Annotated in this window: 16 protein-coding genes; 12 read left to right on the forward strand and 4 right to left on the reverse strand. The window is 74.1% G+C overall.

The window, feature by feature from the left end:
- Positions 1 to 704: MBL fold metallo-hydrolase (locus PKY62_RS08575; RefSeq protein ID WP_324536292.1), on the forward strand; the 704-nt coding region annotated here is incomplete at its 5' end.
- 481 nt (positions 705 to 1,185) lie between these two features.
- Here the strand turns inward: PKY62_RS08575 and PKY62_RS08580 are convergent.
- A complete protein-coding gene (locus PKY62_RS08580; RefSeq protein ID WP_324536293.1) occupies positions 1,186 to 3,366 on the reverse strand; it encodes an MMPL family transporter in 2,181 nt (726 codons plus the stop codon).
- Positions 3,367 to 3,499: 133 nt separating this feature from the next.
- Here PKY62_RS08580 and PKY62_RS08585 point away from each other — a divergent pair, with 133 nt between their 5' ends.
- The 9 genes from PKY62_RS08585 to PKY62_RS08625 all read left to right on the forward strand — a co-directional run bounded on the left by PKY62_RS08585 (position 3,500) and on the right by PKY62_RS08625 (position 11,105).
- The gene (locus PKY62_RS08585) at positions 3,500 to 4,099 is read left to right on the forward strand and encodes a TetR/AcrR family transcriptional regulator (protein WP_324536294.1); all 600 of its coding nucleotides are present in this window, start codon (positions 3,500 to 3,502) and stop codon (positions 4,097 to 4,099) included.
- 151 nt (positions 4,100 to 4,250) lie between these two features.
- Positions 4,251 to 5,576, forward strand: coding sequence for an MFS transporter (locus PKY62_RS08590; protein WP_324536295.1), 1,326 nt, complete (start codon positions 4,251 to 4,253; stop codon positions 5,574 to 5,576).
- 204 nt (positions 5,577 to 5,780) lie between these two features.
- A complete protein-coding gene (locus PKY62_RS08595; protein ID WP_324536296.1) occupies positions 5,781 to 6,947 on the forward strand; it encodes a molybdate transporter family protein in 1,167 nt (388 codons plus the stop codon).
- Positions 6,948 to 7,003: 56 nt separating this feature from the next.
- Entirely contained in the window at positions 7,004 to 8,185 is a 1,182-nt protein-coding gene (locus PKY62_RS08600; protein WP_324536297.1) for a ThiF family adenylyltransferase, read from the forward strand.
- Positions 8,182 to 9,405 (forward strand): molybdopterin molybdotransferase MoeA, encoded by a 1,224-nt coding sequence (locus PKY62_RS08605; protein WP_324536298.1) that lies wholly within the window; start codon positions 8,182 to 8,184, stop codon positions 9,403 to 9,405. The genes PKY62_RS08600 and PKY62_RS08605 overlap by 4 nt, the downstream gene beginning before the upstream one ends.
- Positions 9,405 to 9,896, forward strand: a complete 492-nt coding sequence (moaC, locus tag PKY62_RS08610) for a cyclic pyranopterin monophosphate synthase MoaC (protein ID WP_324536299.1) — start codon at positions 9,405 to 9,407, stop codon at positions 9,894 to 9,896. The genes PKY62_RS08605 and moaC overlap by 1 nt, the downstream gene beginning before the upstream one ends.
- Positions 9,893 to 10,552: a molybdenum cofactor guanylyltransferase gene (mobA, locus tag PKY62_RS08615; RefSeq protein ID WP_324536300.1), complete on the forward strand. Its 660-nt coding sequence runs from the start codon at positions 9,893 to 9,895 to the stop codon at positions 10,550 to 10,552. Before moaC ends, mobA begins: the two co-directional genes overlap by 4 nt.
- A complete protein-coding gene (locus tag PKY62_RS08620) occupies positions 10,549 to 10,869 on the forward strand; it encodes a DUF6457 domain-containing protein (protein WP_324536301.1) in 321 nt (106 codons plus the stop codon). Before mobA ends, PKY62_RS08620 begins: the two co-directional genes overlap by 4 nt.
- On the forward strand, positions 10,866 to 11,105 hold the full coding sequence (locus tag PKY62_RS08625; protein WP_324536302.1) for a MoaD/ThiS family protein: 240 nt from the start codon (positions 10,866 to 10,868) through the stop codon (positions 11,103 to 11,105). The genes PKY62_RS08620 and PKY62_RS08625 overlap by 4 nt, the downstream gene beginning before the upstream one ends.
- 30 nt (positions 11,106 to 11,135) lie before the next feature.
- On the opposite strand, the gene moaA is transcribed toward PKY62_RS08625, so the two are convergent.
- The 3 genes from moaA to PKY62_RS08640 are packed head-to-tail and all read right to left on the reverse strand — an operon-like array spanning position 11,136 to position 13,080.
- Complete coding sequence (gene moaA / locus PKY62_RS08630) at positions 11,136 to 12,149, reverse strand: GTP 3',8-cyclase MoaA (RefSeq protein ID WP_324536303.1); 1,014 nt, start codon at positions 12,147 to 12,149, stop codon at positions 11,136 to 11,138.
- Entirely contained in the window at positions 12,146 to 12,565 is a 420-nt protein-coding gene (locus tag PKY62_RS08635; protein WP_324536304.1) for a molybdenum cofactor biosynthesis protein MoaE, read from the reverse strand. The genes moaA and PKY62_RS08635 overlap by 4 nt, the downstream gene beginning before the upstream one ends.
- Positions 12,562 to 13,080, reverse strand: a complete 519-nt coding sequence (locus tag PKY62_RS08640; protein WP_324536305.1) for a MogA/MoaB family molybdenum cofactor biosynthesis protein — start codon at positions 13,078 to 13,080, stop codon at positions 12,562 to 12,564. The genes PKY62_RS08635 and PKY62_RS08640 overlap by 4 nt, the downstream gene beginning before the upstream one ends.
- 62 nt (positions 13,081 to 13,142) lie before the next feature.
- Here PKY62_RS08640 and PKY62_RS08645 point away from each other — a divergent pair, with 62 nt between their 5' ends.
- Entirely contained in the window at positions 13,143 to 13,865 is a 723-nt protein-coding gene (locus PKY62_RS08645) for a helix-turn-helix transcriptional regulator (RefSeq protein WP_324536306.1), read from the forward strand.
- Between the two features lie 109 nt (positions 13,866 to 13,974).
- Positions 13,975 to 15,281: MFS transporter (locus PKY62_RS08650; protein WP_324536307.1), on the forward strand; the 1,307-nt coding region annotated here is incomplete at its 3' end.

Genomic DNA, 15,281 nt, shown 5'->3' on the forward strand with positions numbered 1-15,281 from the left:
GCCACCGGTCAAGAGTCCCCGAACCACCCCCGAAACCTATTGATCAACACGCCCTGGGAGGCGTGATGCTTCAGCTCCGGCCCGGCCTGTGGGCGATGACGTCGAGCTCGTGGGGGTGCAACACCTTCCTGGTGGCTGATGCCGGACGGGTCCTGCTGGTTGATCCCGGGCCTTCGTCCCAGCTCGACCCGGTGGCACGCCAGCTGAGGGCGGCGGGGCGTTCGCCTCATGACGTCACCGACATCCTGTTGACGCACTACGACTGGGACCACACGCGATCCGCGGCCGAGTGGCATCGCCGCACCGGGGCCACGGCGTGGTTGGGCGCGGCCGACGTGGAGATCCTGCGGACCCGCACGGTGCCGGGTCCCCGTCTTCGCCAGCTCACGGTGCGCCTGTTCCGTCTGCCCGACCTGCCCGACGACACGGTCGAGCTCCGTGGCGAGGTGACGGTCGTCCCCGGCCTGACCGCCGTGCCGAGCCCTGGGCACACCCCGGGCCACTACGCGTTCGTGTGGCATGACGTCGCACTGATCGGCGACGCCGCCCTGGTCGGACCTGATGGTGAGCTGGTGCCGTTCTCGCCGAGCCAGATGATGACGGATCCGGCCCAGGGCGATGCGTCGCGCGCCATGCTGTCCTCGCTGCCGGTGCGCCAGTTCTGCCCGGGCCACGGCGCAACCGTCGAGCGCCTCGGCCGCTGACGGTCCGGGCCCCGGAAGGTCCCTCGAGCGGGCTGGATCCCGTGGTAGACGCTCCGAGGTGCCAGCACGCGGCTCGACCGCAGCTCCGAGCCGCTGACCTGTACCAGCACAGCCTGCGACGGAGGGCGCGCCGGGCCATGGTCAGCCCGCCATCGCGCGCCCCGAGCCCTCCGCAGGTGAGGCCGTCGCAGCCGACCTTCATGGCGGCCCCGTGCGGGAGTCGAACCTGAAGTGCTCACGGGATCGGGGTGGTCGTCGACGGCGGTGGCCACCCTGGCGCAGGTGGTCGAGCTCGTGGCCGGATGCTCGCACGCCTGCTCCTGGCGGTGCTGCTGGGCACCCGGGCACCGCACCCGCCGCACCCGGCCGCGCCGCGAACCTCGTGGTGCTCCCGGCACGCCGCCAGCGCGACCAGGCACGATCCCTGATGGCGACTCCGGCTCCCGAGGGTGCCTAGCGCTGCGGCGTGGGTGCTCACCGCTCACCGCACGGGAACCGTTGCCACTGCGGGCGGTGCATCGTCCCGAGCGACCTCGCCGGGGTGCTCGACGTGGGTGCCTTCGACGCTGAGGACGGGCAGGATCCGGTCGAGCCAGCCCGGTAGCCACCAGTTGGCTGGGCCGATGCGGTGCATGATCGCCGGGACGAGGAGCATGCGGATGATGAAGGCGTCGAGCAGGACGGCTGAGGCCATGCCCAGGCCCATGAGCTTGATGGTGCGTGAGTCGCCGAAGACGAAGGCTCCGAAGACGACGACCATGATCGTGGCGGCGGCGACGATGACGGTCCCGGCGTCGGCGTGGCCGGTGCGGACGGCTGCGGCGTTGTCGCCGGTGCGCTTCCACTCCTCGTGCATCCGGCTGACGAGGAAGACCTGGTAGTCCATCGACAGGCCGAAGAGCATGGCGAACAGGATGACGGGCAGGAAGGGTTCGATGGGTCCGGCCTTGCCGAGGCCGATGAGATCGCCGGCCCAGCCCCACTGGAACACGGCGACGACGACGCCGAACGCGGCCGCGACGGACAGCAGGTTCATCAGTGCCCCGACGAGGGGGACGAGCAGGCTGCGGAAGGCCAGGACCAGCAGCAGCAGCGACAGGCCGATGACGACCGAGACGAACAGCGGCAGGGTGTCCTGGATCTGGCCGGCGAAGTCGTCGAAGGTCGCGGTGGGGCCACCGACGTGCACGGTCATGGGTGCGGCCTGTTCGGCCGCCGGGGCGATCTCGGTGCGGACCCGGTCGATGAGGTCGCTCGTGGCGACGTCCTGCGGGCTGGTGGTGGGGATGACGCGCAGCACGGCGGCGGTGCCGTCGGGGTGGAGCATCGGACCGGCGACCGAGGCCACCGCGGGGTCGGCCTGTAGCGCGGCGAGCAGCGGCATGAGGACGGCCGGGTGGCCGTCGGTCACCGGGGTGTCGGTGAGGTCCACCGCGAGGATGAGCGGGCCGTTGATGCCGGGGCCGAACCCGGTCGCCAGGGCGTCGTAGGCCTCGCGGGTCATCGTGCCGACGGGGTCGTTGCCCTGGTCGGCCGCGCCGAGTCGCAGGCTGCCGACGGGCAGGGCGATGGTGGCCAGCAGGGCGACGGCGACCAGGGCGAGCACCACGGGGCGCCGCTGGACGTAGCCGGCCCAGCGGCGGAACGCCCCCGTGGAGTGCTCCGGCACGAGGATCCCGGCCGCGAGCATGGTGCGGTCACGCCGGCCCAGGACGCGCAGCCCCAGCGCGCCGAGGAGCGCGGGGACCAGGGTCGTGGCGGACAGCACGGTCAGGACCACCGAGACGGTGGCGCCGATCGCCAGCCCGCCGAGGAACTCGATGCCGGTGAGGAGAAGGCCCAGCAGGGCGATGACCACGGTGATCCCGGCGAAGACGACAGCCCGGCCGGAGGTGTCCATCGCGGCGACGATCGAGTGCCGCACGTCCATCCCGCCGCGCACGTTGGCCCGGTGGCGGTTGACGATGAACAGCGCGTAGTCGATGCCGACACCGAGCCCGAGGAGCACCCCCAGGGTGGGTGCGACGTCGGTGATCGTCGTGACGTTCGAGGCCAGCCGGACCATGCCGGTCGCGACCCCCAGGGCCGCGGCCGCCGAGACGATGGGCAGCAGGGCTGCCAGGGCCGAGCGGAACACCAGCAGCAGCACCAGGCCCGCGACGGCCACGCCGAGGAGCTCGGCCGGGCCGATCGTCGGGTGGGACAGTCCCGCGACGCCCTGACCGCCGACGGCGACCTCGAGTCCCTCGGTGCTGGCGTCCGTCACGAGGTCGACCATGGCCCGCAGGTCATTTGCCGGCACGTCACGCGCCGACGCGGCGTACTGGACGCTCGCGTAGGCGATCGTCCCGTCGGGGCTGATCTGGGCCGCCCCCATGGGCCCGTACGGGCTGCGTACCGCGGTGACCGAGTCGAGCGCGGCGACCTCGTCGAGCAGGGCGGTGAGCTCCTGCTGGACGGCCGGGTCGGTGATCTGGCCGTTGGTGGCGGTCGCGACGATCGTGTCGGCGTCGCCGCTGGCCTCGGGGAACTGCTCGGTGAGCAGGTCGACGGCGGCCTGGCTGTCGGTGCCGGGCAGGGCGAAGCTGTTGCGGAAGTCCGTCCCCACCGCTGCGGCGGATAGCTGGGACACGGCGATGGCGGCGACCCAGACCAGGGCCACCACCCAGGGGTGACGTGAGCTCCATCGGGCGAGCGGTGCCATCGGATCGGACTCCCTTACTTGACGACCGGTAAGTACGCTGAGGAGGCTAGGGTGGTCGCGAACTAGACGATCGTCAAGTCGGGAGGTCCGGATGGGTGCCGAGGAGCACGGCAGCACACGCGAGCGCATCCTCGCCGTCGCCCTGGAGCTGTTCGGCGCCCGCGGCTACGAGGGCACCTCGATCCGCGACATCGCCGACCGCATGGGCATGACCAAGGCGGCGGTCTACTACCACTTCCCGGCCAAGGAGAACCTGCTCGCCGAGCTCCGCGGCCCGGCGACCACCCGGATCGCCGGGGTCCTGGCCGCCCATGGCCCGGCCGCCGACCCGCCGCGCCGCCGAGCCCTGGTCGAGGCGCTCGTCGACGTCGTCGGGGACGTCGGGCCCCAGGTGGTCGTCCTGCTCTCCGACCCCGCCGTCGGCCCCCACCTACCGGCGTTGACTGCCGAGGGCTCCCTGCCGACCAGGGTCGCCGCTGCCCTGCTCGGCCCGCTGCCCGACGACCCGCAGGAGGCAGCCGACGCCAGGGTCCGCGCGGCGTGCGCCATCGGCTGCCTGCCCGCCGGGGTCCAGGCCTGGCGCCGGGACCGCCCCGGGTCGACCAGCCTGGACCAGCGCACCCGAACCGTCCTCGTCCAGACCGTGCTCGCGGTGCTCGAGGCCGGTGGCCCGAGGTCACTGGACCGCTGATTTGTGACGGCCGCTGCGGGTTCATTTCCCGGTTCAGCCACGGCATCCTTGCCGGGAGGGAGCGCGCCGTCCCCGCGGGGCACGCGCGCTCGGCCGGCCAGCGAATCGAGGACCCGTGAACCCGTCAGCCGACGACGCCCGGAAGGATCCGGTGGCGCCCACGGCGAAGCCGGCCGGACGGGGCCGCGTGCTCGTCCTGTCGACCATCGGCTTCACGCTGATGTTCGCCGTGTGGCTCATGTTCGGCGTCCTGGGGATCCCGATCCGCGAGGAGTTCGGCCTCAGCGACGTCGAGCTGTCCTGGCTCACGGCCACGGCGATCCTCAACGGGGCGCTGTGGCGGCTGCCTGCCGGGATCCTCGCCGACCGCTACGGCGGACGACGGGTCTTCGTCGTGATGCTCCTGGCGACGGCCGTTCCCACGTTCCTCGTCTCGCAGGCCGACAGCTTCACGATGCTGCTGGTCTTCGCATTCTTCGCCGGGTTCGCCGGCAACTCCTTCAGCGTCGGGATCGCGTGGAACTCGGCGTGGTTCCCTCGCGATCGCCAGGGCTTCGCGCTCGGCGTCTTCGGGGCCGGCAACGTCGGTGCGTCGGTCACCAAGCTCGTCGGCCCGGCGCTCATCGTCGCCGTGCCGTCGATGACGCTCCTCGGGCTGCGCTTCGACGGCTGGCGCTTCGTCCCGTTCCTGTACTCGGTGCTGCTCGTGGTGATGGCCGCGGTGATGTGGTTCGGCACCCCGTCGCATGACCACAAGCCCGGGCAGGGGCGGTCGATGGTCTCGATGCTGGGCCCGCTGCGCCATCTGCGGGTGTGGCGCTTCAGCCTGTACTACGTGGTGGTCTTCGGGGCGTACGTCGCCCTGGCGGCCTGGCTGCCCAAGTACTACGTCGACGTGTTCGAGGTACCGCTGCACGAGGCCGCCCTGCTGACCGCCCTGTTCATCTTCCCCGCCAGCCTGCTACGGCCCTTCGGCGGCTACCTGTCCGACAGGTTCGGTGCCCGGGTGGTCATGTACTGGACGTTCGCCGCGATGCTGCTGGCCACCGGCGTCCTGATGATGCCGTACGGCTACATCGTCATCCAGGTCTCGGAGGAGATCGACGCGAGTGGCGTGCGCGAGGTGCTGCCCTACGAGCTCTCGGTGGGCGTGTTCACCGGCGTGGTCGTCCTGGTGGGCGTCGCGATGGGGATCGGCAAGGCGGCGGTCTACAAGCACATCCCCGAGTACTTCCCGACCGACGTGGGCGCGGTGGGCGGGCTGGTCGGCACGCTGGGTGCGCTCGGCGGCTTCTTCCTGCCCCCGATGTTCGCCTACCTGCAGCTGTGGACGGGCATGCCGCAGTCGACGTTCTTCCTCCTCTTCGCCCTGACCCTGGTCGCCGCCCTCTGGATGCACCTGACGGTCCACCGCATGCTGCACCGCCGCTCGCCGGAGCTCAGCCACCGGTTCGACGACGTGCCCGAGCACCGATGACCCCGCGGTGAGCGACGTCGGCGGTGCGCCGGGGCGCCTGCCGGCCGACAGCCGCGGCGTAGGGGCCGGACCGCCATCGGTGGACCGTGGACACCGTGTGGTCCACTCTGGGCTGTACCTGGGGGCCGACGGGAAGGGCGCCGACATGATCACGGCCGCGAGCGATCGGCCGCGCCGTGCCGGAACCTCGGGGCGGAGGCATCGATGGCCGCGGTGACCGTGCCGGCCGACGTGCGATCGCCGACCTGGACCTGGTGGCGCGAGGCCTCCGCGTCCGTCGCCGACCTCGGCGTCCTCGTGCCGATCGCCGTGGCCCTCATCGTCGGCAACGGCCTGTCGGCCACGGCCGTCCTGCTGCCCGCCGGCCTGACGTACCTCGCCGCCGCCTGGCTCTACCGGGTCCCGGTGGCCGTCCAGCCGCTCAAGGCCTTCGGCGCGGTGGCGATCGCGGCCGGTGCGGGGGTCGAGACGATCGCGGCCGGCGCGCTGCTCATGGGTGTGGTCTTCCTCGCGCTGGGCGGCACCGGCGTCCTCGACCGCCTGGCTCGCGTCTTCCCCGTCGCGGTCACGCGGGGCGTCCAGCTCGCCGTGGGGCTGACCTTCGCGCGGATCGCCTGGGGCCTGGTCACGGGCCCGCCGGCGGCCTTTCAGGCGACCCTGGCCCCGGCCCTCGCACTCGCGGTGATGGTGGGGCTGACCGTGGTGCTGCTGCGGTGGCCCGGCCGCCTCGTCCTGGTGGTCGTCGCAGCGGGGATGGTCGTCGCCGCAGTTGTCACGCGGGGGGCAGGGGCGCCGGTGTGGGGGCCGTCCGCCGTGGCGCTCCCGCACATCGACCTCGCGACGCTCGCCGCGGCCGCGACGCTGCTCGTGCTGCCCCAGGTGCCGCTCACGCTCACCAACTCGTGCCTCGCGCCCGCCGACGCCGCACGCGCCTACTTCGGCCCCCGAGCCGCGGCCGTGACCCCCAGCAGGCTCGCGCTGTCGCTCGGGGCGGCCAACGTGCTCGTCGGCGCCGTCGGCGGGATGCCCCTGTGCCACGGGGCCGGCGGGATGTCGGCCCACCACTCGTTCGGTGGTCGCACCGGGCGCACCCCCGCCCTCATCGGGGGCGCCCTCGTCGTGGGGGCCGTGGCCGGCGGCGCGGGCCTGGCGACGCTGCTGAGCGGCTTCCCCCTGCCGCTGCTCGCGGCGCTGCTCGTCGTCGCCGGCCTCACGCACGTCCTGCTGCTGCGGGACCTGAGGGGCGCGACGTCGTGGTCGATCGCCGTGGGCGTCGGGGTCCTGGGGTTCGCCACGAACCTGGGATGGGCCGTCCTTGCGGGGCTGGTCGCCCACGTCGCCGTCGCCCGGCTGCGGCGGGGCGAACGATGACGGGGTCCCCGGCCGGCCCCGGTGCCCACGGGCGAGGCGCCGGCATCGCACCTCTGGTGGCCCCGGGCCCGGCCCTGGACGCCCAGGACCGGGTGCGCTACGCGCGCCACCTGCTCCTGCCCCACCTCGGCGAGCTCGGCCAACGCCGGCTGCGCAACGCGCGCGTGTGCGTCGTGGGTGCCGGTGGGCTGGGCTCGCCCGTGCTGCAGTACCTCGCCGCGGCGGGTGTCGGGCGGATCGGGGTCGTCGACTCCGACGACGTCGAGCTGTCGAACCTGCAGCGTCAGGTGGTCCACGGGGCGGGCGACGTGGGCCGCCCCAAGGTCGACAGCGCCGCCGAGGCGCTGCACCGGCTCGACCCGGGGGTGCAGGTGGTCACCCACCACGTGCGACTCACCGCAGCCACCGTCGACCTGCTCGCCGACTACGACCTCGTCGTGGACGGGACGGACACCTTCGAGACCCGGTACCTCGTCAACGACGCGTGCGTGCGGCTGGGGCTGCCGGAGGTCTGGGGCTCCGTGCTCCGGTTCGACGCCCAGGTGAGCGTCTTCTGGGGGCGCCCGCCGGCGGGCTCCGGCGTCCGGCCGGTCCAGCTGCGTGACCTGTTCCCGGCCCCGCCACCGGCCGGGGACGTGCCGTCGTGCGCCGAGGCGGGTGTGCTCGGGTCGCTGTGCGGGCAGGTGGGCTCCGTGATGGCCACCGAGGCCATCAAGCTCATCACGGGCATCGGCCGGCCCCTGCTCGGCCGGGTCCTGGTCCTCGACGCGCTCGAGCAGCGCTGGACGGAGATCCCGCTTCTCGGTGCCGCGGCCGAGCCGGCCGACCTGCCGCGGCCGGCGACCCACCAGGAGCCCGGGGTGCCCACGGTGTCCGTCGCCGCGCTCGCGGCGGCGATCGCCGCCGGGGGGCCAGCGGCACCCGTGGTCGTCGACGTGCGCGACGACGCGGAGCGCCGCACCCTCGTGGGCCCGCCGGCCATGGGTGTGCCGCTCGCGGACATCCTCGCCGGGCGGGACCTCGGGCGGATCCCCGCGGGTCGGCCCGTCGTCCTGGTGTGCCGCAGCGCGGTGCGCTCCGAGGTCGCGGGGCACGCCCTGCGCGCGGCGGGCTACGACGTCGCGCACCTGGCGGGCGGTGCACTGGCCTGGGTCGCCGAGGGCGGGCCGGACGCCGTCGGCCGTGCGCACGGCGGCGCGGACCTGCCTGCGAACGCGGCCCGCACGGAGGCTCCATGAGTGACGTCATGAGAACGGTCGCGGAGCACCGGCGCGCGGCGCTCGACCTCGTCGCACCGGTCCCCACGGAGACCGTGCCCCTGGGCGATGCGCTCGGCCGCGTGCTGGCGGAGGACATCACCTCCGGCACCGACCTGCCCCGGTGGGACAACTCCGCGATGGACGGCTACGCGGTGCGGGCCGCGGACACGACCGACGCCGGCAACCGACCCGTCCTGCTCCGGGTGGTGGCCGACCTTCCGGCCGGGAGCGCCGAGAACCCCGCGGTCCTGAGCGGGACGGCCGCCAGGATCATGACGGGCGCACCGTTACCGCGTGGCGCGGACGCGATCGTCCCGGTGGAGGAGACCGACGGTGGCACAGCCGTCGTGCGCGTGCTCCGGCCCGCCGCCGCCGGGGCGCACATCCGCAGGGTCGGCGAGGACCTGCGTGCCGGTGACCCGGTGGTCGACGCGGGCGTCGTGCTCGGACCGCGTCAGCTCGCCGCGATCGCCTCCGTCGGGAGGGACCGCGTCCTGGTGCGGTGCCGGGCGCGGGTCGCCGTGCTCTCCACGGGCACCGAGCTCGTCGCCCCTGGCTCGGCCCTGCGCCAGGGACAGATCCCGGACTCCAACTCCCTGCTGCTCGCCTCGGCCGTCCGTGCGGCGGGGGGTGAGGTCACCTCCATCGCCAGCGTCGGCGACGACCCCGCAGCGCTTCGCAGGCTCCTCGACGGCCTCGCAGGGACCGTCGATCTCGTCGTGACGAGCGGGGGCGTGTCCATGGGCGCGTACGAGGTGGTGCGGCAGGTGCTCGAGGGCCGGCCCGGCACGGCCTTCGTGCGGGTGGCGATGCAGCCGGGCAAGCCCCAGGGACTGGGCGTCCTGGGCGGCGGCACGCCGATCCTGTGCCTGCCGGGCAACCCCGTCAGCGCCTACGTCTCGTTCGAGGTCTTCGTCCGGCCCGTCCTGGACCGGCTCGCCGGGCTGGATCCCGACGCCCGCCCGGTGCTGCGGGCCACCGTCGACGACTCCTGGACCCCACCGTCCGGACGTGCCCAGTACATGCCCGTGGTGATCTCGGGACCGAGCTCGGACCCCCGGGTGCGCCGGGCTGTACCCGGGGGATCGGGTTCCCACCTGGTCGCCGGACTGGCCAGGGCCGACGGGCTCGCCATCGTCCCGGCCGGTACCCCGGCCGTGCGCGCGGGCGACCACATCGACGTGCTGAGGAGTGTTTGATGGACGAGAACCCGTTCACCCACCTGGACCGGGCAGGTCACGCCCGGATGGTCGACGTCACGGGTAAGACCCCCACCGCGCGCGAGGCCACGGCGGCGGGCTTCGTGCGGTGCGCCCCGGAGGTCGTCGCGGCCCTGCGCTCGGGCACCGTGCCCAAGGGGGACGTCCTCGCGGTGGCGCGGGTGGCCGGCATCGCCGCAGCCAAGCGGACCCCGGACCTGCTGCCGCTGGCCCACGTCATCGGCGTGCACGGGGCGTCGGTCGATCTCGAGGTGGTCGACGACGGCGTCGAGGTCCGGGCGCAGGTGCGCACCGCCGACCGCACGGGCGTGGAGATGGAGGCCTTGACCGCAGTGAGCGTCGCCTGCCTGGCCGTGGTGGACATGGTCAAGGGCCTGGACCGCACCGTGCGGATCGACGCCGTGCGGCTGCTCAGCAAGACCGGTGGGCGGTCCGGGACCTGGGCCCGCGAGGAGGAGGACGGACGATGACCAACGAGCGAACCGACCGCACAGAGGGCACCGAGAGCCCGCGACCGGAAGGACCGCCCGACCCGTTCGACGCGATCGTCCTTGCCGGTGGCGAGGGGGTCCGCCTCGGCGGGGTCGACAAGGCCTCCGTCGTGGTCGGAGGCCGCCCGATGCTCGAGCACGTGCTCGCCGCGGTCGCCGGGGCGCGCCGACTGGTCGTCGTCGGGCCGGCCGGGCTCGACGCCTTCGGCACGGCCCGGGTGCAGGAGGATCCGCCGCTGGGCGGACCCGTGGCGGGGATCGACGCCGGACTGACGCACCTGGGCGCCGCGGGAGACGTCCCGGTCCTCGTGCTCGCGTGCGACCTGCCGCTCGCCGCACCGGCGGTCGCCGACCTGCTCGCCGCGCGGGCCCAGGCTCCCGCGGCGGACGGTGCGGCGCTCGTCGACGCTGAGGGTCGTCGGCAGTCCCTGCTGGCCGTCTACCGACGCGAGGCCCTGGTGACGGCGCTGGACCGGCTGCGGGCCGGCGGGGGAGTGCACGGCGCCTCGATGCGCCGTCTGCTCGACGGGCTCGACGTGGTCGAGGTGCCCGACCGGACCGGGGCGGGTCAGGACGCCGACACCTGGGAGGCTGTCGCGTGGCTGGAAGCCGTCATCTCGGAGAGGACCCCATGAGCACCGACGACACCGCGGACCGCCCGGCGCGAGCCGGGCACGAGCCCGCTGGGCACGACCTGTACGCCTGGGTGGCCCGGCTGGCCGCCGAGTTCGGCGTCGACCCCGCCGTCGTCGACGTCGAGGCGGTCCTCGACCTGGCCCGCGAGACGGCGCACGGCGTCGCGCGCCCGGCCGTGCCGCTGACCGGCTTCTTCGTCGGGTACGCCGTCGCGTCGGGCACACGGGACCGCGCCGAGCTCGACCGGGTCGCGGCTCGCGTCACCGACCTGGCCCGCGAGTGGGCGAAGGCGCGCGAGGAGGGGGGCGCCGAGTGATCACCGTGCGGCACTTCGCCGCGGCGGCCGAGGCGGCAGGGACGTCCGCGGAGCCCGTGGCGGCCACGACCGTCGGTGAGCTGCGCGCGCGGCTCGTCGAGCGGCACGGGCCGCCGATGGCGCGCGTGCTGGCGCAGTCCTCGCTGCTGTCGGACGGCGTCCGGCTCGCCGCGGACGGCGATCGGCTGCGCGAGGGCGTGACCGTCGACGTGCTCCCGCCGTTCGCCGGCGGCTGACGGCCGCGCGGGCCGGTCGCCCGGCCGGTCCTACCCGCCGATGGCGCTCATCGGGCGCTCGGGCTGGAGGAACGACGGGTCGTCGATGTCGTGCCCGGCCCGTTTGCCGGCCAGGCAGCCGCGGAAGGCCGCGGCGAGCTCTGCGTCGTCCCCTCCGGCGCGCAGGATCGAGCGCAGGTCCGTCTCGGAACGGGCGAAGAGGCAGGCGCGCAGCTGACCGTCCGCCGTGAGGCGGATCCGGTCGCAGGCCCCGCAGAACGGCGCCGTGACCGAGGCGATGACGCCGACCGTCCGGGGTCCGCCGTCGATGAGCCAGCGCGCGGCCGGCGCGGCGCCGCGGCCGGGCACCGGGGTCAGGTCGAACGCCCCGGTCAGTGCGTCAAGGATCTCGGCCTGCGTCACCATCGCGGTGCGGTCCCACGTGTGGCCGGCGTCGAGTGGCATCTGCTCGATGAACCGCATCTCGTACCCCTGGTCGACGGCGAACCGCACCAGGTCGACCACCTCGGCGTCGTTGACGCCGCGCATCGCCACGGCGTTGAGCTTGATCGGCTCCAGTCCGACGGCGCGTGCGGCGGCGAGGCCGGCGAGGACCTCCGGCAGCCGGTCGCGCCGCGTGAGCTGCTGGTAGCGCGCGCGGTCCAGCGTGTCGAGGCTGACGTTGACCCGCGTGAGCCCCGCGTCCTTGAGCGGGCCCGCCAGCGCAGGCAGGCGCAGGGCGTTGGTCGTCAGGGAGATCTCCGGGTGGGCGCCCGCCGGCCCGAGCCGGGCGAGCGCGGCCACCACGTCGACGACGTCGGGACGCAGCAGCGGCTCGCCGCCCGTCAGGCGGATCTCCCGGATCCCCAGCTCGACGGCGACCGCCGCGGCCCGGACCAGCTCGGTGGTGGTGAGCATCGACGCCCCGGGCAGCCACGGCACGCCCTCGGCGGGCATGCAGTAGGTGCAGCGCAGCGAGCAGCGGTCCGTCAGGGAGATGCGCAGGTCGCGGTGCACGCGGCCGAACCGGTCGACCAGCCCGGCGGCGGGAGCGGCGCCGCTCACGTCAGACCCACCCACACGTGGTGACCGTCGGCGAGGATCTCGCGCTTCCACATCGGCAGCTCCGCCTTGATCGCCTCGACCAGCTCCTCGCAGACCTCGAAGGCCAGGGACCGGTGCGCGGTGGCGACGGCCACGACGACGGCGATCTCGCCGACCGGCAGGTGGCCGTAGCGGTGGCCGGCCGCCACGGCAAGGACGCCGTCGCGCGCCGCGACCGCGTCGACGAGTCGCGCGAGCACCGCGGCCCCGTCGGGATGGGCCGTGTACTCCAGGGCGACGACGGGCCCCGTCGCGGCGGGGTCGTGGTCGCGGACCTGCCCGACGAACATCGCGACCGCCCCCGCCGCGGGGTGGGCCACCGCGGCCAGGTGCTCCGCCACGGACAGCACGCCGTCGGTCAGCGCGGCGAGGCTCATCCGTGGTCCCCGCCGTCGACCTGGTCGAGCACGTGGCCCAGGAGGGGCAGGACGACGGCCAGACCCTGCTGGACCCCGGCCGGGCTCCCCGGGAGGTTGACCACGAGCTGCCCCCGTGCGGTCAGGCCCACCAGCCCGCGGGAGAGCACCGCGGTGGGTGCGGACACCGCCCCGGCGCGTCGGATCGCCTCGGCGACGCCGGGCAGCTCGCGGGCGATGACCGGACGCGTGCCCTCGGGGGTCTGGTCGCGGGGCCCGACGCCCGTCCCCCCGCTGGTGACGACCAGGCGCGCGGGGCCGGCGAGCACCGCCCGCAGCGCGCCGAGCACCCGGTCCGTCCCGTCCGGGACGACGACGGGTGGCCCGACGTCCAGCCCTGCGGTGGTGAGCAGGTCGACGGCGAGCGGGCCGGAGCGGTCCTCGGCCTCGCCGCGCGAGCAGCGGTCGGAGACCACGACCACGACGGCGGCGACGCCGGCCGGCCCGGGGGCGCGATGCTCGCGGGGGGTGCTCACGTCCGCCACGGTACCGACCTAGGGCCCGTGTTGCGACGGTCCGGACCATCAATAATCGACCTGTGGTCGCCCGATCCCTGAGTCAGGCCCGCGCCCTCGCCCACGAGAGCCGCATCGAGATCCTGCACGTGCTCCAGCAGGCCGCCGAGCCCATGGGGGTCCACGAGCTGGCGCCCCGGCTCGGGCTGCACCGGACGACGACGCGCGACCACCTCGAGCACCTCGTCGCGGCGGGCTACGTCGCCAAGGCGCCCGAGGCCCGGGCGACCCGGGGGCGGCCGCGGATCCTCTACAGCGCACGGGAGCGCCCCACGGTGCCCTCGGCGGACGCCTGGTTCCGCGACAACCTCATCAAGGTGCTCCTGGCGGGGTACGGACAGCCCCTGGAGAGCCACGCGGGCGCGGCGGTGCAGGCGGGTGTCCAGCAGGCGGACGGCTGGGTGGCCGAGCGGGGGGCGGGTGTGCGGGGCGCCCCCGCGGTCGGCGCGGGGGCCTTCAGCGGCGCCGAGGAGCTCACGCAGCTGGCCGTCATCGAGGCGCACCTGGAGGAGCTGGGTTTCGAGCCGGAGCTCGACCCGCACGAGCCCCAGATCCACATGCGGCACTGCCCGTTCCTCGACGTCGCCCGGGAGCACACCGACGTGGTCTGCAGCGTGCACCTCGGCCTCGCCCGGGGCGTGCTCGCCCAGCAGGGCGGTCCGCTGACCGCCGAGCGCCTCGAGCCGTTCGCGGGGCCGCACCACTGCGTGCTGCACCTCGCCCGGCGGCCGGCCGACACCTTGTGATCTGAATCACACTCGGGCAGGATTTGTGACGGCCCCGGCCTCGACAAGTCAGGGGGCCGGCGCAGGACACTCGGGTGACGAGCGTCCGTCCCGAGCACCCGGAGCACCCATGGCGAGCAGGTTCGACTCCACCGTGGACCTCACCCGGTGGGACCCCGAGGTCGAAGAGCGCTGGGACAAGGGCCTGGCCTGGCGGACGCTGTGGGTCACCACCTACAACCTGACCCTGGCCTTCGCCGTCTGGTACCTCGTCAGCGCGATCGCCCCGCGTCTCAACGACGTCGGCTTCGACCTGTCGGCGAACCAGCTCTACTGGCTGGTCGCGCTCCCGGGTCTGTCCGGTGGCCTCATGCGGCTCGTCTACATGTTCCTGCCGCCGCTGCTGGGCACCCGGACCCTCGTGGGCGGTACGGCGACGCTCATGGTGCTGCCGATGGTCGGCTGGGGGATGGCCGTGCGCGACGCGTCGACGCCGTACGGCGTGCTGCTCGCCCTGGCGTTCGCGGTCGGGATCGGCGGCGGCGCGTTCTCTGGCTTCATGCCCTCGACCAGCTACTTCTTCCCCAGGCGCCTTGCCGGGACGGCGCTGGGCCTGCAGGCCGGCCTGGGCAACTTCGGTGTCAGCCTCATCCAGTTCGTCACGCCGTGGGTCGTCGGCTTCGGACTGCTCGGCACGGCGGCCCTCACGCCGCAGCAGACGGCGACGGGCTCGCAGATGTGGTTGCACAACGCCGGGCTCGTGCTCATCCCGTGGGTGGTCCTCGGCGCCGTCCTGGCCGCGGTGTTCCTGCGCCGGATCCCGGTCAAGGCCTCGATCCGCGAGCAGATGGACATCTTCGGCGAGAAGCACACCTGGGTGATGACCGCGATCTACGTCATGACCTTCGGGGCGTTCAGCGGCTTCGCCGCCCAGTTCGGCCTGCTCATCCGCAACCAGTACGGCGGCTTCGCCGACGCGCCGGACCCGCTCGCGTTCGCCTTCCTCGGCCCGCTGGTCGGGTCCCTGGTCCGGGCGGCGTGGGGCCCCTTGTGCGACCGGTTCGGCGGCGCGATCTGGACCCTGGTCTCCGGCATCGGCATGACGGCGAGCGCGGTGTTCGTCGCGCAGTACCTGGAGCCGACGGACCGCGGCGAGTTCACCTGGTTCCTCACGGGGATGCTGGTCCTGTTCTTCTTCGCCGGGGTCGGCAACGCGGGTACGTTCAAGCAGATGCCGATGATCTTCCCCAAGCGCCAGGCCGGGGGAGTGATCGGCTTCACCGCCTCCATCGCGGCGTTCGGTCCGTTCCTCGTCGGCATGGCGCTGTCGGCCATGTCGCCCACGACCTTCTTCCTCGGGGCGGCGGTCTACTTCGCCGCGTGCACCGGCCTGGTCTGGTTCTATTACGCACGTCCCGGCGCGCCCAAGCCCAGCTG

It is taken from the genome of Actinotalea sp. (assembly GCF_035443605.1).
In the GTDB taxonomy this organism is placed as follows: Bacteria; Actinomycetota; Actinomycetes; order Actinomycetales; family Cellulomonadaceae; genus Actinotalea.

Coding starts and splice junctions, on each gene's coding strand:
- PKY62_RS08620 (WP_324536301.1), top strand. CDS start 10,549: ATGAGCACCGACGACACCGCGGACCGCCCGGCGCGAGCCGGGCACGAG.
- PKY62_RS08585 (WP_324536294.1), top strand. CDS start 3,500: ATGGGTGCCGAGGAGCACGGCAGCACACGCGAGCGCATCCTCGCCGTC.
- moaC (WP_324536299.1), top strand. CDS start 9,405: ATGGACGAGAACCCGTTCACCCACCTGGACCGGGCAGGTCACGCCCGG.
- PKY62_RS08605 (WP_324536298.1), top strand. CDS start 8,182: ATGAGTGACGTCATGAGAACGGTCGCGGAGCACCGGCGCGCGGCGCTC.
- mobA (WP_324536300.1), top strand. CDS start 9,893: ATGACCAACGAGCGAACCGACCGCACAGAGGGCACCGAGAGCCCGCGA.
- PKY62_RS08635 (WP_324536304.1), bottom strand. CDS start 12,565: ATGAGCCTCGCCGCGCTGACCGACGGCGTGCTGTCCGTGGCGGAGCAC.
- PKY62_RS08595 (WP_324536296.1), top strand. CDS start 5,781: ATGGCCGCGGTGACCGTGCCGGCCGACGTGCGATCGCCGACCTGGACC.